This is a genomic window from Salinactinospora qingdaonensis, from assembly GCF_039539445.1.
GTDB classification, from domain to species: Bacteria; Actinomycetota; Actinomycetes; order Streptosporangiales; family Streptosporangiaceae; genus Salinactinospora; species Salinactinospora qingdaonensis.
On sequence record NZ_BAABDD010000016.1, the window covers coordinates 85,277 to 107,053 of the forward strand.

At 66.9% G+C, this 21,777-nt stretch carries 16 protein-coding genes and 1 pseudogene; 6 read left to right on the forward strand and 11 right to left on the reverse strand.

What is annotated here, in order from left to right:
• Window positions 1–78: 78 nt before the first annotated feature.
• Both ectB and ectA read right to left on the reverse strand, forming a co-directional pair.
• The gene (gene ectB, locus ABD848_RS16595) at window positions 79–1,344 is read right to left on the reverse strand and encodes a diaminobutyrate--2-oxoglutarate transaminase (protein WP_344972929.1); all 1,266 of its coding nucleotides are present in this window, start codon (window positions 1,342–1,344) and stop codon (window positions 79–81) included.
• Between the two features lie 92 nt (window positions 1,345–1,436).
• Complete coding sequence (gene ectA / locus ABD848_RS16600) at window positions 1,437–2,015, reverse strand: diaminobutyrate acetyltransferase (RefSeq protein ID WP_425567573.1); 579 nt, start codon at window positions 2,013–2,015, stop codon at window positions 1,437–1,439.
• An 831-nt stretch (window positions 2,016–2,846) separates the two neighbouring features.
• Here ectA and ABD848_RS16605 point away from each other — a divergent pair.
• Together ABD848_RS16605 and ABD848_RS16610 are read left to right on the forward strand one after the other, a co-directional pair.
• Window positions 2,847–3,110, forward strand: a complete 264-nt coding sequence (locus ABD848_RS16605) for a WhiB family transcriptional regulator (protein ID WP_344972931.1) — start codon at window positions 2,847–2,849, stop codon at window positions 3,108–3,110.
• A 119-nt stretch (window positions 3,111–3,229) separates the two neighbouring features.
• Window positions 3,230–3,880 carry a copper resistance CopC family protein gene (locus ABD848_RS16610; RefSeq protein WP_344972933.1) on the forward strand — a complete coding sequence of 217 codons (651 nt, stop codon included), beginning with the start codon at window positions 3,230–3,232 and terminating at the stop codon, window positions 3,878–3,880.
• A gap of 197 nt (window positions 3,881–4,077) precedes the next feature.
• On the opposite strand, the gene ABD848_RS16615 is transcribed toward ABD848_RS16610, so the two are convergent.
• On the reverse strand, window positions 4,078–4,839 hold the full coding sequence (locus tag ABD848_RS16615) for a PP2C family protein-serine/threonine phosphatase (RefSeq protein WP_344972981.1): 762 nt from the start codon (window positions 4,837–4,839) through the stop codon (window positions 4,078–4,080).
• Between the two features lie 996 nt (window positions 4,840–5,835).
• On the opposite strand from ABD848_RS16615, the gene ABD848_RS16620 reads away from it, so the two are divergent.
• Window positions 5,836–7,092, forward strand: coding sequence for a glycosyltransferase (locus tag ABD848_RS16620; RefSeq protein ID WP_344972935.1), 1,257 nt, complete (start codon window positions 5,836–5,838; stop codon window positions 7,090–7,092).
• Between the two features lie 679 nt (window positions 7,093–7,771).
• Window positions 7,772–9,058: an HNH endonuclease signature motif containing protein gene (locus ABD848_RS16625; protein ID WP_344972937.1), complete on the forward strand. Its 1,287-nt coding sequence runs from the start codon at window positions 7,772–7,774 to the stop codon at window positions 9,056–9,058.
• 68 nt (window positions 9,059–9,126) lie between these two features.
• On the opposite strand, the gene ABD848_RS16630 is transcribed toward ABD848_RS16625, so the two are convergent.
• A complete protein-coding gene (locus ABD848_RS16630) occupies window positions 9,127–9,483 on the reverse strand; it encodes an STAS domain-containing protein (protein WP_344972939.1) in 357 nt (118 codons plus the stop codon).
• 99 nt (window positions 9,484–9,582) lie between these two features.
• Window positions 9,583–10,329, reverse strand: a complete 747-nt coding sequence (locus ABD848_RS16635; protein WP_344972941.1) for an ANTAR domain-containing response regulator — start codon at window positions 10,327–10,329, stop codon at window positions 9,583–9,585.
• A gap of 164 nt (window positions 10,330–10,493) precedes the next feature.
• Between ABD848_RS16635 and ABD848_RS16640 the strand changes: the two genes are divergently transcribed.
• Complete coding sequence (locus tag ABD848_RS16640) at window positions 10,494–11,669, forward strand: GAF domain-containing protein (protein ID WP_344972943.1); 1,176 nt, start codon at window positions 10,494–10,496, stop codon at window positions 11,667–11,669.
• A 47-nt stretch (window positions 11,670–11,716) separates the two neighbouring features.
• Here the strand turns inward: ABD848_RS16640 and ABD848_RS16645 are convergent, their stop codons facing one another.
• The 3 genes from ABD848_RS16645 to ABD848_RS16655 form a co-directional block, all read right to left on the reverse strand.
• Entirely contained in the window at window positions 11,717–11,881 is a 165-nt protein-coding gene (locus tag ABD848_RS16645; protein WP_344972944.1) for a hypothetical protein, read from the reverse strand.
• A gap of 119 nt (window positions 11,882–12,000) precedes the next feature.
• Complete coding sequence (locus ABD848_RS16650; protein ID WP_344972945.1) at window positions 12,001–12,642, reverse strand: response regulator; 642 nt, start codon at window positions 12,640–12,642, stop codon at window positions 12,001–12,003.
• A gap of 89 nt (window positions 12,643–12,731) precedes the next feature.
• Window positions 12,732–17,090, reverse strand: coding sequence for a HAMP domain-containing protein (locus tag ABD848_RS16655; protein ID WP_344972947.1), 4,359 nt, complete (start codon window positions 17,088–17,090; stop codon window positions 12,732–12,734).
• A gap of 352 nt (window positions 17,091–17,442) precedes the next feature.
• On the opposite strand from ABD848_RS16655, the gene ABD848_RS16660 reads away from it, so the two are divergent.
• Window positions 17,443–19,650, forward strand: a complete 2,208-nt coding sequence (locus tag ABD848_RS16660; RefSeq protein WP_344972949.1) for a SpoIIE family protein phosphatase — start codon at window positions 17,443–17,445, stop codon at window positions 19,648–19,650.
• Window positions 19,651–19,692: 42 nt separating this feature from the next.
• Here the strand turns inward: ABD848_RS16660 and ABD848_RS16665 are convergent.
• From ABD848_RS16665 to ABD848_RS16675, 3 genes and pseudogenes are all read right to left on the reverse strand, one after another.
• A pseudogene (locus tag ABD848_RS16665) lies at window positions 19,693–19,949 on the reverse strand (response regulator transcription factor); the annotation flags it as partial.
• Window positions 19,950–20,107: 158 nt separating this feature from the next.
• A complete protein-coding gene (locus tag ABD848_RS16670; protein WP_344972951.1) occupies window positions 20,108–20,914 on the reverse strand; it encodes an ABC transporter permease in 807 nt (268 codons plus the stop codon).
• Complete coding sequence (locus ABD848_RS16675; protein ID WP_344972953.1) at window positions 20,911–21,777, reverse strand: ABC transporter permease; 867 nt, start codon at window positions 21,775–21,777, stop codon at window positions 20,911–20,913. Before ABD848_RS16675 ends, ABD848_RS16670 begins: the two co-directional genes overlap by 4 nt.

Below are 21,777 nucleotides of genomic sequence, written 5' to 3' on the forward strand. Positions count from 1 at the left end.
TTGTGCCCCACGAGGGGGGCTCCGGAACGTTGCCGGAGCCCCCGAACTATGCGCCGTGTGACGGCGGAGATACGTTTCTTAGGCCGGCTGGGGCGCCTTGGTGGCGGCACGGGTGGCCTCAGCGAGGATATCCAGGCCGCGCTCAAGGTCCCCAGTGCTGATCGTCAGCGCGGGAAGCAACTTGACGACCTCGTCCTCAGGGCCGGAGGTCTCCACGAGGAGCCCCCGCTTGAACGCCTCCTCACAGACGCTGTCGGCCACCTCGGGCCGCTCGAAAACCAACCCGTGGGCGAGACCGCGCCCGCGCGTCTGGAGCCCAAGCTCGGGGTGCTCGTCAGCGATCTCGCGCAGTTTGGCCTGAACGATGTCGCCCTTGACGCGGATCTCCTTCTCCAGGCGGTCGTCGCGCCAGAAGGTGTCGAGGGCCGCGGTGCCGGTGACGAAGGCGGGGCTGGGGCCGCGGAAGGTGCCGTTGTGCTCGCCCGGCTCCCACACGTCCAGTTCGCGCTTGAACAGCGTGAGGGCCATTGGCAGGCCGTAGCCACTGATGGACTTCGACAGAGTGACGATGTCGGGCACGATGCCGGATTCCTCGAAGCTGAAGAAGCTCCCCGTGCGCCCGCAGCCCATCTGGATGTCGTCGACGATGAGCAGGATCTCGTATTCCTTGCACAGGTCGGCCAGGCCGCGCAGCCACTCGGGGCTGGCGACGTTGATGCCGCCCTCACCCTGCACGGTCTCGACGATGACCGCGGCGGGCTTGTCGAGCCCGCTACCGCTGTCTTCCAGCAGACTGCGCAGCCACAGCAGGTCGGGCGTCTGGCCGTCCATGTAGTTGTCGAAGGGCATCGTGGCCGCGTGGTTGAGCGGCACACCGGCGCCGCCGCGCTTCATCGAGTTCCCCGTGACCGCGAGCGCGCCGAGTGTCATGCCGTGGAAGGCGTTGGTGAAGCTGATGACGGTCTCACGACCGGTGTATTTTCGCGCCAGTTTCAGTGCGGCCTCGACGGCGTTGTTACCCGCCGGGCCGGGGAACTGGATCTTGTAGTCGAGTCCCCGCGGCTGCAAGATGACCTCTCCGAAGGTACGCAGGAACTCCCGTTTGGCCGCCGAGTACATGTCCAGGCTGTGGACCACGGCGTCGCTCATGAGGTACTCGATGAGTTTGGTCTTGATCTCGGGGTGGTTGTGCCCATAGTTGAGCGAACCAGCCCCCGCGAAGAAGTCGAGGTAAGGATGCCCCGCTTCGTCATAGAGGTAGCTGCCCTTCGCCTCGTTGAAGACAGCCGGCCAGCTACGGCAGTAGCTGCGGACTTCTGATTCGAGACGGTCGAAGATCTCCATCGTTCTTCTTGAATCCTTTCCCCAAGTTCGTGGGCTCGTGGCTTTGACGACTGGGTGGGTCGATGGATGTTGTCTGGGCGGATGCGAAGGCTTCAGGACAACGGGCCGATGCGGACGAGTTCCTCTGGTTCGTGGGTCTCGGTACCACTGTCGGGAAAGTGCTCGCGCTCGAACAGCGACGTCCATACCGGCTCGGCACCCCGGTCGCGGGCAAAGGAGGCGAAGAGGGCGCGCGAGGCGGTGTTGTCGGGCGTCACGGTGGCTTCCAGATACGTCAAGCCCGCGCTGACGATGCGATCACCGATGTGATCGAGCATGCGGCGGGCCAAACGGCGCCCCCGGAACTGTCCGTCCACCGCGACCTGCCACAGGAAGTAGGTGTCGGACTGACCGGGCCGAATGTAGCCCGTGACAAAGCCACGCAGCCGTCCCTGGGCGTCGCGGGCCACGACTGTGGTTTCTGCAAAGTCGCGACACCACATGACATAGGCGTAGGGCGAGTTGACGTCCAGTCCCGAGTCTCGGGCCAGTTCCCATAGGTGTCGACCGTCATCGAGCGAAGGCACCCCTAGGCGCACTCCATCGGAGCTAACGCTCAGGGCGGCCCGGGCGCCCTCCTCGGTATGGGCCGGGTCGTCTTGGTCGGCGACGTGTGTTCGTTGCTGAGGCACGGACCAAAAACATAGCGAACGTTCCTGAGCAGCGATTTCCCTCGCTCGACCCCAAATGTTTCGCCTATGTTTCAATGGGTATGGCCTGTCTATTTAGTCTGGATCATAACCTCCCACCCGGTTTCCTCCCGGGGAGGTACCCCCACCCCACTGAGCCGGAACCACTGGCTTCACCAGGGTTTTCGAGCGCCATATGCCGAGAGCCTCCCCAGTCACGACACACCTCCCCGCTGGAGCGGAACCCTTCGGCGCAGTCCTCGCCACGCGGCTCTGACGAAATTTTAAGGGTGTCATAACTCACAAAGAATTAATACGTTCTTAGCCGATCTGACTGGACTCGTGGCGCCCATCACTGTAAGACACGTCTCAATGGCGCCATGGGGAATGGAGACGTGCACCCCCAGTGGAACCGCCCCACCCGGCCAACAGACAGCCGCCGCCATGCAAAACCCCAGTCCACAGCGGTAATGAACCCGCCGAATGGCAGCGAAGCCCACCGCGCGCCGAACGACCGGGACTCCAGGGGCGCCAACACGGCATATGACTAATAAAAGCGCAGCTCACAGCCGATACTGACCGTTCCTCCAACGGAAAAGTTTTGCCGGTTACCTCCTGTAGTACGACCAAACGTAGTACTACAATTGGTCGAGTCACGTTGTGGTGGCGTCCCTCGGGCGCGCGAGCCGTCTCCGCGCGGAAAGCCCGTGACCGCCCGCAACGAGGACGCGCCTCCCACCGCCGGGAAGTGACCCGGTCGCTGGGCGGCCACAACCCGCCCCACGGCGGCGTGCCACGGGGCGAAAAACACGAACCAGGGATCGGAGGCACCTGGTGAACCGCCTTTACCACGAAAGCGAAGACTGGGTCCTGCAAGGAGCGTGCCGGCAGTACGACCCGGAACTGTTCTTTCCCGTGACCACCACCGGCACCGGGGAGAACGACGCCGCGTTGGCCAAAGCCATCTGTCGCACGTGCGTCGTCCAACGCGAGTGCCTACGGTGGGCCCTCCGCGCCGGGGAAGCACACGGCGTTTGGGGCGGCACCACCCCCGAAGAGCGCCGCTCCATGCGCCGCGAGCTCGCCATAGCGAGCTGAAACGGCTCTCTCATCCCGCCGGTACTGCCGAAAGGTTTCCCCGCCCGGTTGCCCCAGCGGCGTCGGTGTGTCCGTAATACATGGACGCACACGACCGAACACCCGCGAGAGGTAATCACATGCACCCCATGCCCGCGGTCATGCGGCGCCATGGCGCCCTGCCGGCTTTCCTGGCCGCGATGCTGCTGCTGGTGCTGGGCCCGGCGCCGGCCGCCCAGGCCCACAACGCCCTGATCAGCTCTTTCCCCGAAGACGGGGCCACCGTCGACAGCATGCCCGAGCGCGTCACGTTGACCTTCAACGCCGAGGTCGGCGAAGGCGGCAACGGCATCGTCGTCACCGGCCCGCAGGGCGCGAGCTACAGCGAGGGCGATGTCAGCATCGACGGCAGCAAGGCCAGCGTCGCGTTGGCGCCGCTACAGTCGGCTGGCGAGTACACCGTCTCATACCGCATCATCTCGGCCGACGGCCACCCACTTGAGGACGAACTGACGTTCACGCTGCCTGAGCAAGCCGTGGCCGCACCCCAGGAAACCGCACAGGAAACCGCAGCGGACAGCACGCCGACTTCGGCCGCCCCAGACGAACCGCACCCCGATGCAACGAGCACGTCACTGACAGCCGACGAGGCGAGCGAAACGTCGTCGCCCACGTCGGCTATGGGCCCCGTCGTCGGGGCGATCGTGGCGATTGCGATCGTCGCGCTAATCGTGATCCTTCTCATCCGGATACGGCGCGGCGGTTCGGGGGGCACTTCCTCCCGAAGATGAGCGGCCCAAGGCCCGGCTCGCGAAGCCAGCCGTCGCGGCCGGCGACCACCCCAGCCCCCAGGCGAGCGGCGGGAGTGGTCCCACCGGGCGCAGCATCACCGAATGACGCCCTAGCGGCGTCTCAGCGGCACCTCGCTTGGCCGCGAGGTGCCGCTGAGACGCCCCTCAAAGCACACCAGTGGGGACACGCGAGGGGCTCAGCCGCGGCGGGCGAGGATGATCGAAATGTTGTCGCGCCCCGATGCCTCCATCGCCGCCTCCCACAGCCGGTGCACAGCGAGCTGGTCGCCGTCGGAGCTGGCGATAATGCGCTCCATCTCCTCCAACGGCACCAGGTCGGAAAGCCCGTCACTGCACATCAGCCAGGCCCCGGGACCAGGCTCGGGGTCCCGGCCCACGTGGGGGGTCATCGCGTGGGCACCGCTGCCGCCCAGAGACTGCGTGATGAAATTCGTGGTGATCGGGGCGCCGTCCTCCCCCGGGGGCAACGAAGGGGAGTCGTCCTGGGAGAGCTGAATCAGCCGCCCGTCCTGCAACCGGTAGGTGCGAGAGTCGCCCACGTTGAACCAGAAGTTGCCCTCACTGGTAAGGAGCATGCCGGCCACCGTCGTTCCCATGCCCGAGAACTCGGCGTGCTGCCCGGCGTGCTCCTTGATCTCCTCGTCAACGTGTTTGAGTAGTTCGTCGACATCCTCGGGACGCTGAATATTGGGGCCACTCTCCGCCATGCGGTGCACGGCATGTTCCGAAGCGATCTCCCCGGCGGCATGGCCGCCCAGCCCATCGGCGACCGCGACGACGACCGAACCGGTCAGCGGCAGCACACAGCGGGCGGGCGCGTTCATATCGGCCCCCGCGACCGTGAGTGACCCCATGACCACGGCATCCTCGTTGGCCTTGCGAACAGCGCCCCGGTGCGTGAGGGCCGTAACCGTTACTGCCCCGCCATCGACACCCATGCGCCCTACCTCCTGTTTCATCGGCAGTGTCTGCCGCCTCTGCCGCACACTCCCAAACAACGCCCCATCCGGACGTTGGATGAAGCGCGTTGATCATGTAACCGTATCGGTGGACCGCCGGCCGTGGACGAAATCCGCGTACATCATGGCGGAAATCGCCATGATGCGCAGTTCTTGTGACTGTCCCAAGGCAAGAGAAACCCACTCAGGCCACATCCTGCCCGCATAGCAAAGCCTGTGCGCCCTTCGGGGGTTAGTCAAAACCACGCACGTGAACAGCCGGAACCAGGGCGAGCGCACCGGCGCGACCGTAGGATGAGGCAGCAGACCACCATAGGCCGCCACTCTTGCAGAGCCGCCGTCGCCGGCATCGACAACCACACCGTCCACACAAGTCCCACCCCGCGCGGCAACCGCGCCAAGCGAACGCACCGCAATCCCGTCACCGGCGACTCTAGCGGCGTGAGCAGGACGAGCGGCCAACGCCGAAACGCGCCCGCAACTCTCGCTCCCACCGCGCTCCACCGCGCCCGTGCGCCCCTCCCCCTGCCGAGCGGCGACGTGTCCGCACCACACCGGCTACGACATTTGTTTGCCCCAGGGGGATCTGGAAAAATGGCGAGTAGTGAGTGTCTAAGACGCAGACACACCTTCGCCGGTGGCCGCTCGCACCCGGCAGCGACAGCCGGTCAGGGCGACGAACGCCCTCCGTATCGAACGAACGGCTCAAGGTGTGGTCCCCATGCGTCTTCCCGCTGCTTTTCCATTCTTTCCCTCCCACGATCCCCGCTGCGGCCCCTCTCCTTCCTCTTGTCGCCTTTCGCGCCCTAGCCCAGTCGCTGCCGGGTCACGCACCCCCCGCCGCGCGCCTGACCAAGGCGCGCACCGCGATCGCCCCGATCGCTTTACCCACTTCCGCAGCGACCGCGTCACCACTACCTCGTCGAGCACCGCTATCTCGCCGAGCATCGCTGTCTCGCCGAAGAGGAGTCTCTAGTGAAGATCGCCCTGATCTGTGAACACGCCGCTCCACTGACTGCCTACAAAGGCGGAACCAGCACCGCTGACAGCGTCCACATCGCCTGCCTCGCCCGGGAGTTGGCCGCCTTGGGCCACCGCGTGAGCGTCTACTCCCGCAGTAGCTCCCCCCACACACCGGATCACGCCCGCATGGGGCGTGGCGTCACCGTCGATCACCTTCAGGCCGGGCCACAGCGTCCCCTGACCGAGGACGAAGCCGTCGACCACACCGGAACCTTCGCCAGACACCTCGCCACCGCTCTCGCCGCCGACAGACCCGACGTCATCCACGCCGTCAACTGGACGAGCGGACTGGCGGCCCTATCAGCCAGCCGCACCGCCGCCGAGGCCATCGACACCCCACCCATCGTGCAGACGCTGCACTCGCTCAACAGCGCCGAACAACGCGCCGGCCTGCCCCGCCGCGAGGACCGCAACCGCATGGAATCAGCCATCGCCGGCCGCGCCAACGCGGTGATCGTCAACTCCACCGACCAGCGCCTCGAACTCACGCGCGCGGGCCGGCCACGCGCCCACATCAACGTCATCCCCTACGGTGTCGACACCGACCACTTCACCCCCGAAGGCAGCGCAGGCGGCTGGCCATGGCCTCGCAACCAGAGAAGCGGCGCGGGCCGCCGGCGCATCGTATCCGTGGCCAACCTGAGCGCGGGCTGGGGCGCTGAACACCTCATCGACATCATCGCCCGCGTTCCCAACACCGAGCTGGCCATCGCCGGCGGCCCCGAGGCCGAGGAATTCGCCCTCGACCCTCACGTCCGCCGCCTGGAACTGCGTGCCAAGGAACTGGGCGTCGACGACCGCGTGACGCTGGTGGGAAACGTGTCGCGCAAGGAGCTGCCGCGACTGTTGCGCTCGGCCGAGATCTACCTCTCCGCCGGTGAGTACGATCCCTACGGCGGGGCCGTACTGGAGGCGATGTCCTGCGGCCTGCCCGTGGTGGCCAAAGCCAGCAACGACACCGCCAACGCCGTCCTCAACGGCACCACCGGCACACTGCTGCGCACCTCCCGCCCGGAGGGACTGGCGCGTGCTGTGCGGCAGCTCGCCGCCGACGCCACCTCCCGAACCGCCTTCGGTATCGCCGGGAGCGACCGGGCAGGTTCCCGGTTCACCTGGACGCGCGTCGCCGAGGAGACCGTGCGCGTCTACGAGCAGACGCTGACCGGCGGGAGCGAACTGTCGGCCACCCACGACAGCACTCCAGACTAGGCGGGGGACAGCGACACTGATGTCCGGAGTGATGGCATGACGCCACCTGCGGAAAGGGCAACGGCCAACGGCTGCGAGACCGCGGAGATCGACCATCGGGCGGCGCTCTTCAGCTCCGACACCGGGTTGTGCGAGATCACCGTTCCCCACATCCGCGGCGCCGAACAGGAATCCGGCACAGCCACCGGACGGCGTGTCCTCCTCGGGATATCTTTTCCACATACTTTCGTTTCTTTTCTCACTCGAAGACGCTGAAGCTATACTTCCGCCTCTCCAGAAGAAAAACTGCCGCACGATTCCGGTCGACGCGAGGCAAATAGAGGACGCAACCAGAGGAGAACAGGGCGTTGGTTCGCGGGCCCGCAGCGCGCGAACTGTTCTCGCCGCCGTTAGGGGCGCCTTTGGGGTGAGGCACTGCCCATCGGAAGCCGCAGCGGCAGGCTAGGGCAGCGAGGACGAGCAAGGGGGCGGGCGCGCCTCGGCTAGGAGGGGCACACCTTCACCCCCACCATTCCCCATGCGACACATCCAGAGGACAAGTTATCCACAAGAGCAAATTCCCTCTTGATTTTTCTGCACATTTTCTTTAGCCATAGCAGCTCACAGAAGCCTCGAAAATCAATCGACAATTCTTCCCCGAAAGCTGGAATGGACCAAAGAAGCCGGATAGAATGGAGACATGATCGAGCAGCCCGGCCCGCAACAGGCGCCTAGCCCCAATGGGCTCGAACGCGCCGCCGCCTTGCTGGCTGAGGCTGCCCAGGAACTCTCCAGGATCGCCGAGCAGGATCTCCCTCCGGGAGTCGCCGGTGAACAGGCCCAGGCTCTCGCCGACCTCTGGCCCCACCTGGACCATGCAACCGCGGCGTGGGCGCGCGCGGCCCACCAAGCTCACCGCAGCGCCGGGCGCGGCGCTACCGGGCAGCCCAACTTGGAAAAATGGATGCAGACCAGCGCCGGCATACCCGCTAGCAACGCCACCAAGTTGGCCGCCACCGCCCGGGCCGCCGCCACACTGCCCGACGCCCAGGCCGCCTTCGAGGCGAACGAGATCTCGTTGGGTCACTACGGCGAGCTGGCCCACGGAGTCGAGAAGGCCACCCGCGAGCGCTGCACTGAGCAGTGGCCCGAGGCAACCGAGTTCCAGGCCGCCGCCGAACAGCGGCTCTTGGAGGTGGCCCGACTCCCCCAGGCCACCTGCGGACACATCGGCCGAGCCGTGCGGACCCTCCGGCTAGCGTTGAACCCCGATCGCGCGGACCAAGAATTCCGGCACCGCCACGAGCAGCGCTCACTCAACCTCACCGCCACACCGGGCGGCGGTTTCTACCTGGAAGCCTGGGGCGACGCGCTCCACGGTGAGATCCTGCGCGCCTGTCTCGACACCGCCCCCACCAGCGGCGACGAACGCACCTCGGGACAGCGCCGCTTCGACGCCCTCGTCCACACCCTGACGTGGGCCGCGGAGCACCGCGACGATGCCCCCACCACCAGCCCGCGCAAGCCGCTGCTCAACGTCATCGTGCCGCTGGGCCGTCTCACCGCCGACCAGAACCACCAGGCAGCGGGAGCGGCGGAGAAAGCCCTACCGCACGCCGAACCCGCCCGCACCGACACCGGCACCCTGCTGCCCGATGCGGCCGTTCGCGCACTGGCCACCGACTGCTGGCTGCGGCGCATCCTCACCGACCCCGCCAGCGGCACCGTCCTCGACGTCGGCCGCACCCACCGCTTGATCACCCCCGGCCAACGCCGTGCCCTCCAGGTCCACCACACCACCTGCGCCTGGCACGAAGGGTGCGACGTACCCGTACGGTATTGCCAGGGCGACCACGTCACCCCCTGGAGTCGCGGCGGCTCCACCAACCTGGCGAACCTGCAACCGCTCTGCCGCACCCACAATCTGCACAAGCACTACCAAGCCACCCGGCACCATCCCCCGATCCACGACCCACCCGGCGGCTAACGCGCAGCTCCCCCACCCTGCCCCGTCCGGCCCCGCCGGAGGGGGACAGACCCATGCTCACCCCTCGCTTAGCCCAGCACGGTCTTCATGGCCCGCTGGGGATCGTCCTCGACCGTGAGGACCTGATCGATACCGGCGATGACAAACAACCGCAGCACACCACGTTGAGGAGCGGCGACTGCCAACCTGATCCCCCGGTCCCTAGCCATCCGGTAGGAGGAAACGAGCACCCCGATACAGCGGGAGTCGCAGAAGTCCACGCCGGAAAAGTCGAGGACGAGCCCTCGACAGGAGGTGTCGGCGCTGATGATGGCCTCAAGTGTCTCGGCGAGCCGTGGGGATGTTGTGGCATCAAGCTCGCCCACCGGCGCCACCACCACAACCTCGCCCTCGGTCCGGACAGCTATGTCGGACGTGAACTCCACTCCGCCACCTTAGCGTCATTTGGGGTGGCCACATATATTCCGTAGACCGTGATCACAGGGACAATCCCGGATTCGAGAGGCACCGCGCCGACTCAGGGGTCAGGCGCCACCCGTCCCGGTGGCCGCAGCGTTCTCTTCGACCAGACGCTGAGCGAGCTCTGTGACTTTGATCCGCTTACGCTGGGCGAGCGCCCGTAGCTCCTCGAACGCTTCGGTGGCGTCACAGCCGCGCGCGTGCATGACGATCCCCTTGGCTTGTTCGATGACGGAGCGGGCCGACATGGCGCGCCGCATGTGGGCGGCGTCCTTGGCTGCGTCGGTGTAGCGGCCGGCACTGTGCAACGCCATGGCGGCGTGTTCGGCGAGCAGGACGACCAGCGGGGTGACCCGCTCCCCGTCGAAGGTGTCGGCTCGCACCGAGTGCAGGCCGAAGGTGACGACCTCCTCGTCCAGCTCGCAGGGGAAGGTCACGGAGGAGCGATCGCCGCATTGGACGGCCATGCTGGTGTAGCGGGGCCAGCGCTGGTCGCGGAGGGTGTCGCCGACCCGTACGGTGACCATGTCGCGCACCGCGGCGACCGTGGGCCCCTGGTCGGTGGTGTACTGGTATTCAAAGGCGGTAGCGAGATCGGAGTGGGAGGCGCCGTAGTCGACGACGACGTGACGTCCAGCGGGGGCCGCGTGGCCGTGGGCCCCGAGATCGCGCCAGAGCACCATGAGTGCGGCTGAGCAGCCGGGGATGTCGCGCGCTGCCACTCGGCTCATCTGGTCAAGGGCGCGCTGCGGGGTGCCGGTCCCGGTTTGCCCAAGCTCACCGATGTCTCTCGCGAACCGTTCGACCCACATCGCTTCGCCCCGTTTCGGTCGCTCCGCCGGCCGGCGCCCCTTCCCGCCCACGGTAACCGCTCGAATCCGGCAAGCAAGAGCATGCATTAACGTCGTCCTCGGGGATGGGGGCGCGGTCCCTTGCCGGGGGCAAGCCAGCAGACGGGAGCTCAGGAGGCGGGGACGTGGCGGAGAACCTGACTGATCTCGAACGAGAGATCACCGATCTGAGCGGCCGGATCACGGCCCTGCGCGACACCCACGCCACCTACCCCGGTGAGGCCGCGAGTACGGCCGACGCGGCATTGGCCGAGTTGGGGTTTGCTGAGGAGCTGCTGCGCGCGTGCGCGGGACGGCTGAGTTCGGGGGAAAACGATTCGGGGAAAAGCGGTGGGACGCCCCGGCGTAGTTCGGCCGACGAGGAGCGGGCAGTACTGCGGGCCGTTTTCACGCAGTTGAGCGTGCCTGTGGCGCTGCTGGACCACGAGGGCTATATCCGGCGCGTCAACACGTTGGGGGCGCAGCGACTGGGCAGTGCGAGTGGCTACCTAACGGGCAAACCCTTCGCTATCTTCGTGGATCTGCGCAGCCGGGCCGCTATGCGGTCATGGCTGGCGACCGTGCTGCGGGGCGGTGAACCGGTGTCTTTCGACTCGCGGCTGGCGCGGCGCGGGTGGGCTGAGGACGTGCGGTTGACGCTGTCGCGGCTGGACGTGCCCACCGAGACCAACCCGCTGGTGCTGGTGGTGGTGTCGCCGACCTTGGAAGGGGGCGACGAGGGGCCCGCGCCGCTGGAGCCGGAGGTAGAGGAGCAGGTGGTGGTGTTGGCGGCGCGGCGACTGGATGTGTTGACGCGGATGACGCGGTTGCTGCTGCGCAGCGCCGGCCCCGATGGGGGCGGCTCCGGGCTGGCGCTCGACGAGGCGGCCGAGCTGCTCGCCGACTCCTACGCCGACTGGGTGGTGCTGGATCTGTGCGACGTGGCCGAAGGTGCGCAGCAGGCACGGCGGGCGGTCGTGGCCGGCCCGAGCGAAGGGGAGCACCGCGCGTTGGTGCAGGAGCTGGACCCGCTGGCCTCCGAGCTGGTGCGCGAGGTGCTCTCCGGTGAGCAGTCGCAGTTGTACCAATTGATCGACGACGAGACGCTGCTCGGGCGCACACCCGATGGTGTGCCGCTGCTCAGCGTGCTGGGCGCGGGGTCGCTGATGTGTGTTCCGCTACGCGCCCACCAGGAGGTACGTGGCGCGTTGACGCTGATCCGACGCAGTAACCGAGGCTCGTTCCGGCTAGCTGACCTGGGGCTGATCGAGGAGATCGGGGAACACATCGGGTTGGCGCTGCCCCCGCCGCCCACCGGGTGAGTGCCAGATGGGGACGGGGGAGCCGGCTGGGCTGCTACGGGAACGGGTTAGGGCCAGCTCCATCCCGAGGTTTGGATGCGGCCAGTGTTGTTGCACCAGCGGCATTCTCGAGGGACGACCATCTCCCCGGTTATGTCGCTGCCGACGTATCCGACGACGCTGACGCGGTAGCCGGTGCCCTGGCATTCGGGACACACGATCGCGAGATCCATGCCCTCTAGGCTAGCTCTCCCCCCGCCCGTTGGGGAGAGAGTTCACGCTGTCGCGTGATTCCCGCGGTCTGGCCGGCGTGGCGTGGCTGTCGGGGAGACCAGCCGGCCGTTGGGGCAGGTCACTCGGGGCCGCGCAACGCCTCGACGAGGGTCTTCATCTCGGATACGGAACGCCCCAGTTCGCGCACTATGGCCATAGTGTGACCGTCGGTCTCGCGCTCGTCGTCAAGGAGCCGCTGGCGGAGGCGTCCCATCTCGACGTCGATCTCTTCGGTCGTGGCGACGAGGTGGTCGATAGCCGAGAGCGTGCGACTGTCGTTGCCGTCGTCGCCGAGTTGTCGGCGAAGCTGCGCGGATTGTTCGTAGAGCTGGCGTTTGGTCTGGTACAGCTCCACGAAGACCTCGACTTTGGAGCGCAGCACCCACGGGTCGTAAGGCTTGGTGAGGTAGTCGATGGAACGGGAGGCGTATCCGCGGAAGACCTGATGGCGGTCGATGCCGGCGCCGGTGAGGAAGATGATGGGGATGTCTTTGGTCTTCTCGCGCTGTTTGATGTGGGCGGCGGTCTCGAAACCGTCCATGCCGGGCATCATCACGTCGAGGAGGATGACGGCGAAGTCCCCTTCGAGCAGCGCCTTGAGCGCGGCCTCGCCGGAGCTGGCGCGGACCAGGTTCTGGTCGAGGGAGGTGAGGATGGCCTCCAGCGCTGTGAGGTTGTCTTCGCGGTCGTCGACGAGCAGGATGTTGGCTTTACGCGGCACGGGCGCCCACCCGCCTTCCGGTGCTCGCCGGCCGCGGATTCGGCGGTCCGGACGCCGGGATGTGACCGTGTGCCCCGTAGGGGGCTGGCTCACTGCGCATCGCCGCTCCGTTGTTCGTGGTCGTCGTGGCTGCCGGCGACACTTTTGGCGACGCTGCCTGTCGTGTTACCGGTCGCACTGTCGGCTTCGGGTTCGGTGGTTTCGGGGGTCGCTTCAGGGGGCACGGTGTCTCCCCGATCCAACCACGACCGCATGACGTCAAGCAGGTGGTCGAGGTTGACCGGTTTGGTGACATAGTCGGAGGCGCCGGATTCGAGGCTACGGTCACGGTCGCCCTGCATGGCTTTGGCAGTGAGCGAGACGATGGGCAAATCGGCGAACTGGGGCATTTCGCGGATGGCCCGGGTCGTGGCGTTACCGTCGAGTTCGGGCATCATGATGTCCATGAGGACGAGGGCGATATCCTCGTTGGCTTCGAGTTTTTCGATGCCCGAGTGGCCGTTGTCGGCGTAGAGCACCTCCAACCCGTGAGCTTCGAGGGCACTGGTCAGGGCGAAGACGTTGCGGATGTCGTCGTCGACGATGAGCACTCGTTTGCCTGCCAGCACACTGTCGCGTTCGGGGTCCTCTCGGGGCTCGTGGCCGCCGTGGCTCCCCTGTGCTCCGGCTTGGGGTTCTTGCAGGACGGGGACCGACGAGGGCTCCTCGGTGTCCTCGGATTCGAGCGCAGTGGCGCTGGTCTCGCGCTCGACAGGGACGGTGGGCGTGTCCTCGGCTTCGGTGAACCGTTCGATGTCGGATTGGGACTCGCTCATCGCCAGGGGAGGCATGACGTCGGTGGCGTCGAGCCGTTCGCTGGTGCCTTCGGGCAGGCGCACGGGCAGCAGCAGGGTGAACGTGCTGCCTTCGCCGAGCGAGCTTTGCACCCGGATCTCGCCGCCGAGGAGTCGCGCCATGTTGCGGCTGATGGACAGCCCCAACCCGGTTCCGCCGAACCTGCGGCTGGTGCCGCCGTCGCCTTGGTGGAAGGCTTCAAAGACGACCTGGAGCTTGTCGTTGGGGATGCCGATACCGGTATCGGCCACAGAGAAGGCGATGACCTCCTCGTGCTCGCCGAAGACGTCGAGGTCAGCGTCTTCTAGGGCCCAGGCCGGCTCGATGAGGAGGCGCACCTCCCCGGTACTGGTGAACTTGACGGCGTTGGACAGCAGGTTGCGCAGCACCTGCTGCATCTTCTGTTCGTCGGTCCACAGGAAGTTCGGAATGTCCGGGGAGACCTCCACCGTGAACGCGAGACCCTTGTCGCTGGCCATGGGGCGAAAGGAGGCTTCGACGTAGTCGACGAGTTGGTTGATCGACACGTCGCCGGGGCGCAGCTCCATACGGCCGGCCTCCACCTTGGACAGGTCGAGGATCTCGTCGATGAGCTGCAACAGGTCGCTGCCGGCCTTGTGGATGGTCTGGGCGAACTCCACCTGCTTGGAGGTGAGGTTCTGCTCGGTGTTGTCGGCCAACAGCCGGGCCAGGATGAGCAGGCTGTTGAGCGGAGTCCGCAGCTCGTGCGACATGTTCGCCAGGAACTCCGACTTGTACTTCGACGACACCTGGAGCTGGTGGGCACGGTCCTCCAGGGAACGCCGCGCCCGCTCGATCTGGCGGTTCTGTAGCTCGATCGCGCGGTTCTGGCTGGCGAGCTGACCGGCTTTACTGTGCAGTTCGGCGTTCTTGCGGCGCAGTTCCTCCTGCTGGCGTTGCAGCTCGTTGGAGCGCTCTTGCAGGGCGGTGGTGAGCTGCTGGGACTGCAACAGCAGGTATTCGGTCTTGGAGTTGGCCAGGATGGTGTTGATGGTGGCGGCGATGAGCCCGATGAGCTGGCGCAAGAAATTGAGGTGGATCTCGCGGAACTCGCCGTAGGAGGCGAGTTCGATGATGCCCAGCACCCGGTCCTCGGACAGGATCGGGAAGATCACGACGCTCAGCGGTGGCGCTTGCCCCAGGCCGGACTCGATTTTGACGTAGTCGCCGGGGACATTGTTGATGATCATCTCCTTCTTCTGCGCGATGGCCTCGCCGGCCAGGCCGACCCCGGAGGTGATGCGGCGCCGGGGGTCGTCGGGCTGGTAGCCAAAGCCCGCGTAGAGGCGGAAGGTGTCGTTGTCGTTGTCGTCCTCGGGCAGGAAGCACGCGCCGTGCTGGGCGTCGACGAGCGGGGTGACCTCGGTCATGATGAGTCGCGCGAGCTCGTTGAGGTCGCGGTGGCCCTGCATGAGGCCGGAGATGCGGGCGAGGTTGCTCTTGAGCCAGTCCTCGTCGCGCTGGCCCGCCGTGGTCTCTCGCAGGTTGGAGACCATCAGGTTGATGTTGTCCTTGAGGGTGGCGAGCTCGCCGCGGGCGCCGACGTGGATCGACTGGGTGAGGTCGCCGCGGGTGACGGCGCTGGCCACTTCGGCGATGGCGCGCACCTGGGTCGTGAGGTTGCCGGCGAGTTCGTTGACGCTGTCGGTGAGCTGTTTCCAGGTGCCCGAGACGCCGTCGACCTTGGCCTGTCCGCCGAGTTGACCTTCGCTGCCGACCTCGTGGGCGACGCGGGTGACCTCTGTGGCGAAGGCCGAGAGCTGATCGACCATGGTGTTGATGGTGTCCTTCAGCTCCAGCATCTCGCCTTGCACGTCGACGGTGATCTTCTTGCTGAGGTCACCGGCGGCCACGGCTGAGGTCACCTGGGAGATGTTGCGCACTTGAGTGGTGAGGTTGTGCGACATCGAGTTGACGTTCTCGGTGAGGTCCTTCCAGATCCCCGAGACGCCTTTGACGTTGGCGCGACCTCCCAACTTGCCCTCAGTCCCCACCTCACGCGCCACCCGCGTCACCTCGTCGGCGAACGCGGAGAGCTGGTCGACCATCACGTTGATGGTGTCTTTGAGTTCGAGGATCTCGCCCTTGGCGTTGACGGTGACCTTCTTGGTCAGGTCGCCGCGAGCGACGGCGGTGGTGACGATGGAGATCTGGCGCACCTGGTGGGTCAGGTTGTTGGCCATGGAGTTGACGTTGTCGGTGAGGTCCTTCCAGACCCCGGACACGCCGCGGACGTGGGCTTGGCCGCCGAGCTTGCCTTCGGTGCCGACCTCGCGGGCCATGCGGGTGACTTCGTCGGCGAACGACTCCAGTTGGTCGACCATCGTGTTGACGGTGTCCTTGAGGGCCAGCATCTCGCCCTGAGCGTCCACGGTGATCTTCTTGGTGAGATCGCCCTTGGCCACAGCGGTGGTGACCTGCGAGATGTTGCGTACTTGGTAGGTCAGGCTCTTGGCCATGGAGTTGACGTTGTCGGTGAGGTCCTTCCATATGCCGGAGACGCCTTTGACGTTGGCGCGACCTCCCAACTTGCCCTCAGTCCCCACCTCACGCGCCACCCGCGTCACCTCGTCGGCGAAGGAGTCGAGCTGGTCGACCATGGTGTTGACCGTGTTCTTCAACGCCAACATCTCGCCTTGCACGTCAACGGTGACCTTCCTGGTCAGGTCACCGCGAGCGACGGCGGTGGTGACCTGGGAAATGTCGCGCACCTGGTTGGTGAGGTTGTCGGCCATGGAGTTGACGTTGTTGGTCAGGTCCTTCCATATGCCGGAGACGCCTTTGACGTTGGCGCGACCTCCCAACTTGCCCTCAGTCCCCACCTCACGCGCCACCCGCGTCACCTCGTCGGCGAAGGTCGACAGTTGGTCCACCATGGTGTTCACGGTGTCCTTGAGCTGGAGCATCTCGCCTTGGACATCGACGGTGACCTTGCGGCTGAGGTCGCCGCGGGACACGGCGACGGTCACGGTGGAGATGTCGCGCACCTGGGCGGTCAGGCGCGCCGCCATCTGGTTGACCGCCTCGGTCACGTCGCGCCAAGCGCCGGAGACGTTCTCCACGCGGGCGCTGCCGCCGAGTTTGCCTTCGGTACCGACCTCGCGCGCCACGCGCGTCACCTCGAGGGTGAAGCCGGACATCTGGTCGGCCATACGGTTGACCGACGTCGCGAGTCGCAGCAGGTCGCCGTGGAGGGAGCCGTGTCGGCTGGTAAGGTCGACCCGCTGTGACAGGTCGCCGTTGGCCACGCAGTCGAGGATCTGGGCCACGGAGGTGACGGGCTCGCTCACCTCGTCCAGGAGGTGGTTGAGCGAGCGTACGCTCTTGCCCCACGCTCCCTTGGCGGGGCTGATCGACAGGCGTTCGGTGAGTCGCCCTTCAGTGCTGACGACGGTGCCTACGCGCTGTAGCTCGTCGCTAAGCTGATCACAGTGGTCGAGCACCTGGTTGAAGACGGTCGCGATCTCACCGTATTTGCCTTGGGCGCGAGGATTCAGCCGTACGCTGAAATCGCCGTCGCGCATACTGTAGAGAGCGTCCAGGAGCTCGTCGAGCTCCCCGTCCGTCACTGAAGCGTTCATCGCCTCAGGCATCGTTCCCCTCCTCCGGGCGAAATCCATGGACGGCCGCTGTGCCGGTGGCAGTGGTGCGGGCGCCGTGCGAAGCCTCCGGTGGCGCGCGTCGGGGGCGAGGGCGCCGTAGCGTGTCGGGCCCGCCCAGGGCGAGCCGAGGTGCATTACGTTGTTGGCCGGGCTACTCGGTACGTGAACGTTCTGACATCATGACCGAAGTTCCGTGGCGTTCCGGGGGGACCTAGAGTTCCAGCGCACCACCACGTCCAGGGTAGATACATAATGAGGGGATACGAGCGCACGCTTGTGCGTTGTTCCGTCCCGCGCTCCGCCCCGATCGCAACTTTACGAGACGAAACCCCATGGCTTCACGATGCCACATGACGCGATAAAGGTTGCCTACAAGGAGTTCTCCCCCAGCCTGGAAGCCGTGAGCGAGGCTCGCGAGTTCGTGCGGGAGACGCTGCGCGATTGGGAGGCCGAGCGCACATCCGACGACGTCATCCTGTTGGTCAGCGAACTGGTGACCAACGCCATCGTCCATGCTGAAACCACGGTTGAGCTGTCCGTGCGACGGCTGCCTGAGGCGGTGGAAGTCGTGGTGGCCGACCGTGTCCCTGAGCGTACCGTTCCGACGGTGGGAGCGCTGCGCATCGACGCCTCGACGTCACCGGGCGACGAGACCCGCAGCGGCGGGCTGGGGTTGGCGCTGGCCGGAGCGATCGCCTCAAGTTGGGGCGTGAGCTACAGCGCCGACGACAAGGCGGTCTGGTTCCGGGTGGCAGACACCGAGCCGCAGACGAGTGCCCGCTCGTCGTTGGCCCCACCGACGTCCTCGCACAGCTCGCGGGAGCGCGGGCGCGGCAAGCGCACCAACCCTTGGGCCGCGCTCGACGCCGCGCTGGCGGCGCGGCTGAGCATGGAGGAGTTGCTGGAACGCACAGTGGAGTACGCGAAGGCGGCATTGGGCGGAGACGCGGCCTACATCGCGCTGGCCACCACCGACGAGACCGAGTGGGAGGTGCGCACCGCGGTGGGGTTGAGTTCGGGGCCGTGGCGACCGTTCCGCAGTCGGACGGAGGAAACCTTCCCCTCGGCAGCTCCCGAGCCCGGGCCCGTGATCAACGACGACCTGATGTTGGCGCGCGCCCACCGGGGACGGCTGGCGGCGGCGGGGATGCGTTCCCTGGTGACGGCGCCGTTGATCGTAGAGGGACGCATCACCGGCCTGATCGGTGTGGCCTCGCGTCGAATCCGCCATTTCGGTAAGGCGGCGGCCGAGCGGCTCCAGGATGGAGCCGACCGGATCGCGCTTCCGGTGGAGCGGGCCCGGTTGGCGCGGGTGGAGCTGACCCGTCGGGCCTCGTTGAGTTTCCTCGCTGAGGCCAGCGACTTGCTGGCCGGCACGTTGGACGAGCAGATGACGGCGGCGCTGGCCGCCCAGTTGACCACGTCGCGGCTGGGCGAGTGGTGCGTGGTGCACACGATCGGCGAGTTGGGGACGTGGCGGCTGGCGCATGCGACGCACCACAACGAGAACTACACCGATGTGCTACGCAACCTGGTGACCGAGTTGCCGCCGCGCCAGCAGCAGGAGCCGGGGCCGTTGTGGCGGCGCGCGGAGCTGATTCGGGCCGGTATCGACGACGAGTTGACGACCGAACTGGCCACGGCACCGGCGATCAGCATCCCGTTGGTGGCGCACGGGCGGGAGCTAGGACGGTTGACGATCGGCCAGCGGCCCGACAGCGAGTTCACCCACGAGGACGTCAACGTCGCCGACGATCTGGCTCAGCGGGTGTCGTCGGCGATGGAGAACGCCCGCCTGTACGCCAACCAGACGTCGATGAGCGAGGCGCTACAGCGCAGCCTGTTGCCGGCGCGGGAGAAGGAGCCCGATATCCCGGGGGTGGATCACGCGGTGTTCTACCAGCCGGCGGGCGAACGGACCGTGGTAGGTGGCGACTTCTACGACGTGTTCGCCACTGACGGCCGATGGTGCTTCGCGATCGGTGACGTCTGCGGCACGGGGCCGGAGGCGGCGGCGGTCACCGGCCTGGCCCGCCACACGCTGCGCGCTCTGGCCCGGGAGGGCTTTTCGCCGGCTCACATCATGCATCGGCTGAACATGGCGATCCTGGACGAGACGACGACCACGCGCTTCCTGACGATGCTCTACGGGGAGATGACGCCGATCGTGGCCGCCGACGGCTCCGCCGGCGGCATGCGGATTCGGCTGGTCTCGGCGGGGCATCCGCTGCCGCTGCGGCTGAGTCGCAGCGGCGAGGTGACGGCGTTGGCCACGTCCCAGCCGCTGCTGGGCGCGTTCGAGGACGTGGACTTCTTCACCGAAACCGTTGAGGTGGCTCCGGGCGAGGTGCTGTTGGCCGTCACCGACGGGGTGACCGAGCGCCGCAACGACAACGACATGCTCGGCGACGAGGGGCTGACCCGGATCTTCGCGGGCTGTTCCGGCTTGACCGCCCAGGCGGTGATCTCCCGGATCGAACGCGACCTGGAGGACTTCGCTCCCGGTGGCCACACCGACGACACAGCGATGCTGGTGCTGCGGTTCCTGTAGCGCCCCAGCTTCACCGCCCCTTTTTCCACCGCCGGCAGGCCCCTAGAGCCAGCCCATCTCTTGGGGTGGGTGCGGCCGGCGGCCATGCGGTTGTCGGCGCCGGTCTTGGTGATGGCGCTGGAGAGATAGTTGCGGACGGTGCCCTCGGTCAGGTGCAGGAGGCGGGCGATCGCCGCCACGGGGGAACCGTCGGCGGCGGCGCGCAGCACGTCGGTCTCGCGCCCGGTGAGGGGGCTCTCGCCCGCGGTCATGGCGCTGACGGCCAACTCGGTGTCGATGTAGCGGTCCCCGGCACTGATGGCGGGCTCGGTGGGGGTGGTGGCCTCGGTGGGGGAGCCTGTCGAGTCGTGGTCATGGCTCCATGGTGCTGCGGTGCCGGCGGGGCGGGCAGAGGCGGCTGTCACCAGTGCGGGGTGAGAGATGGTGGGGCGCCGACCATGACGATTGTCATGGAGCGTCATAGGCCGCGGCCCGCGCGGCGGCTCCGGGCTAGGAGGGCGTTGGTGAGGGCCAGGAGGCCCCCGACGGCGAAAATCAGCGTTCCCATGACGTTGACCTGCGGCGGGATACCAAGGCGGGTGGCGCCCCAGATCCACAGCGGGAACGTGGTCATCTCGCCACTGACAAAGGTGGTGATGATGAAGTCGTCGACGGACAGCGCGAGGGCGAGCAGCCCGCCCGCCATGATGGCCGGGGACAGCATCGGCAGTGTCACCAGGCGCAGCGTCGCCCAGGGGCCGGCGCCGAGATCGCGGGCGGCCTCTTCGAGGCGGGGATCAAGGGTCAGGGCTCGGGCCCGCACGGTGATCGCCACGAAGGAGACGGTGAACATGACGTGGGCGAGCACGGTGGTTACCAGGCCGGTGGCGACGTTCACGGTCAAAAACAGCGACAGCAGCGCCGCGCCCACGACGACCTCGGGCGCGCAGACAGCGGCGACCATGACGAGGGTGGTCGCCCGTTGGCCGTGGAAGCGGTGACGGCCCAGGGCCAGGCCGAGGAGGCTGCCGACGGTGCCGGCGATGAGCATGGTGAGCCCGCCGACGAGGGCGGTGTTGAGCAAGGCGGCGTTGAGGTCGGGATAGGCGAAGGCCTGCCCGTACCACTTGAGGGTGACGCCCTCCCAACGGACGTTGTGCCGGCCGGTGATGTCGTTGAAGCTGAACGCGACCATGGCGACGATGGGAGTGAACAGCCACGCCAGCACGGCCCACGTGACGTACTTGCCCCAGTCGACGCGAGGCCGGCGGTGGGGGACGGTCATGGTGTCCGCCCTGCCGCTACGGCCATGACCCGTTCGGTCCCCAGCGCTCGGGCATAGCCGAAGATAGCCAGCAACAGGGCGGCCAGGAGCGCGAACGTGAGTGCTGCCGCCATGGGGTAGGTGTTGGTGACCAGATACTGCGCGTGGATGATGGTACCGATCATCGTGGTGTGGGTGCCGCCGAGCACGGCGGCATTGACATAGTCGGCGCTGGTGGGGACGAAGACCATGAGGACACCGGCGAACACGCCGGGCAGCGACATGGGCACCACCACGCGGCCGAAGGTCGCCCATCGGCCGGCGTAGAGGTCGCGGGCGGCTTCGACGACCCGGTGGTCGATGCGTCGCAGCACGGCGTAGATCGGCAGCACCATGAACGGCAGGAAAGTGTAGGCCAAGCCGAAGATGACGGCGGTGGCGGTGCTGAGGATATGGGCACTCTCGGGGAGTAGGCCGATGTGCTTGAGGGGAGCCAACACGACCCCGTTGTCGCCGAGGACGAACCGCCACGAGATCGTGCGCAGTATCTGGGCGACGAAGAACGGCAGCAGCAACAGCAGCAGGTAGGTCGAGGTGTGGCGGCCGGCGCGAAAAGCGATCCAGTAGGCGACGGGGTAGCCGATGACCAGGCACAGCACCGTGGCGCACAGCCCGTAGCCCAACGAGCGCAGCAGTTGGGGCCAGTACCGGGCGAGGGCGTCGGCGTAGGTGGCGACGTGCCAGGTCTGGGTGAAGCCGTCGATGACGTTGCCGGTCATCAGCGACACCGACAGCATGCCGCACAGGGGCATCACGAACAGGATCGCCAGCCAGATCCAGGCGGGCAGCACCAGCAGGTAAGGGGTGGCTCGGGCGGTTCTCAC

What these genes read in the sequence shown, in the direction of transcription:
- ABD848_RS16655 (WP_344972947.1), bottom strand. Translation starts at nt 17,090, where the DNA reads ATGCCTGAGGCGATGAACGCTTCAGTGACGGACGGGGAGCTCGACGAG.
- ABD848_RS16645 (WP_344972944.1), bottom strand. Translation starts at nt 11,881, where the DNA reads ATGGATCTCGCGATCGTGTGTCCCGAATGCCAGGGCACCGGCTACCGC.
- ABD848_RS16670 (WP_344972951.1), bottom strand. Translation starts at nt 20,914, where the DNA reads ATGACCGTCCCCCACCGCCGGCCTCGCGTCGACTGGGGCAAGTACGTC.
- ABD848_RS16610 (WP_344972933.1), top strand. Translation starts at nt 3,230, where the DNA reads ATGCACCCCATGCCCGCGGTCATGCGGCGCCATGGCGCCCTGCCGGCT.
- ABD848_RS16625 (WP_344972937.1), top strand. Translation starts at nt 7,772, where the DNA reads ATGATCGAGCAGCCCGGCCCGCAACAGGCGCCTAGCCCCAATGGGCTC.
- ABD848_RS16615 (WP_344972981.1), bottom strand. Translation starts at nt 4,839, where the DNA reads ATGGGTGTCGATGGCGGGGCAGTAACGGTTACGGCCCTCACGCACCGG.
- ABD848_RS16635 (WP_344972941.1), bottom strand. Translation starts at nt 10,329, where the DNA reads ATGTGGGTCGAACGGTTCGCGAGAGACATCGGTGAGCTTGGGCAAACC.
- ectB (WP_344972929.1), bottom strand. Translation starts at nt 1,344, where the DNA reads ATGGAGATCTTCGACCGTCTCGAATCAGAAGTCCGCAGCTACTGCCGT.
- ABD848_RS16660 (WP_344972949.1), top strand. Translation starts at nt 17,443, where the DNA reads ATGCCACATGACGCGATAAAGGTTGCCTACAAGGAGTTCTCCCCCAGC.